Origin of the sequence: Campylobacter sp. P091 (genome assembly GCF_002138935.1) — a bacterium.
GTDB classification, from domain to species: Bacteria; Campylobacterota; Campylobacteria; order Campylobacterales; family Campylobacteraceae; genus Campylobacter; species Campylobacter devanensis.
In genome coordinates, this window is record NZ_MJKZ01000016.1 from 1 (window position 1) to 1,077 (window position 1,077).

Annotated in this window: 1 protein-coding gene and 1 pseudogene; both read right to left on the reverse strand. The window is 39.2% G+C overall.

Features of this window, described 5'->3' with window-relative positions:
• Window positions 1-36: 36 nt before the first annotated feature.
• Window positions 37-590 (reverse strand): annotated as a pseudogene (gene sat4 / locus CIGNP91_RS08500) (streptothricin N-acetyltransferase Sat4).
• Window positions 587-1,077, reverse strand: a 491-nt coding sequence (locus CIGNP91_RS08505) for an aminoglycoside 6-adenylyltransferase (protein WP_086253914.1), incomplete at its 5' end; no start/stop codon positions are given. The gene CIGNP91_RS08505 and the pseudogene sat4, both read right to left, overlap by 4 nt.

The following is a 1,077-nucleotide window of genomic DNA, read 5'->3' on the forward strand; positions in this document are numbered from 1 at the left end:
ATTTCATCCAAAAAAAACAAAAATCGAAGACATCTTTCACGGGTGCCTTCGATTTTTTGGTTCAAAAGGGACTAATGGGTCAGCCCCAAAGTTGGCGTATAACATAGTATCGACGGAGCCGATTTTGAAACCACAATTATGATAGAATTTACAAGCTATAAGGTTATTGTCCTGGGTTTCAAGCATTAGTCCATGCAAGTTTTTATGCTTTGCCCATTCTATAGATATATTGATAAGCGCGCTGCCTATGCCTTGCCCCCTGAAATCCTTACATACGGCGATATCTTCTATATAAGCGTACCGGTTCCAATTTTTTCGCAGTTTAACTTTTCCGACGCATTTATCGTCTTGGTAGTAAAGATATATTATCTTATCTTATCAGTATTGTCAATATATTCAAGGCAATCTGCCTCCTCATCCTCTTCATCCTCTTCGTCTTGGTAGCTTTTTAAATATGGCGCTTCATAGAGTAATTCTGTAAAGGTCCAATTCTCGTTTTCATACCTCGGTATAATCTTACCTATCACCTCAAATGGTTCGCTGGGTTTATCGATATCTTTCAGGTGCCCTGCTTTCATTTCTGTAATCACTGTTCCCGCCTCTCTTCTATATCAGCGGCATATGTGCTATCCAGGCAGCCGGTTTTACCAGTGTATTTTTTATACATGTCCCTGGTATATTTTGTTATATTCCTATCATACTCCGGATAGGCATAATGAAGCCTTTCCGCCACCTCACCGGATACCGCCCTGAACAATTGATGGCATAGAAATAATGCTTCCCATATGTTTTCATAGGAATCCATCCGGTAGGTGGACAAAAGTTTCTCCCACAAATCCTCGGATATATACCTTTCAATAAACTTATAGTTCTTGCCTACACTTAATTTAAAGCCTGTTTCGATGCCGACCTTCCATGATATCATTCTCAGCAGCTCATGGCGAACAATCTGATTAAAATGATCAATAGCAAATAAAATTTCCTTACGGCACAATCCTTTAATAACATAAGGTGTTACATTCCAAAATTCATTGCAGCAATCATCATACTCCCTTGCGCTTGGCTTTCTTACATGAT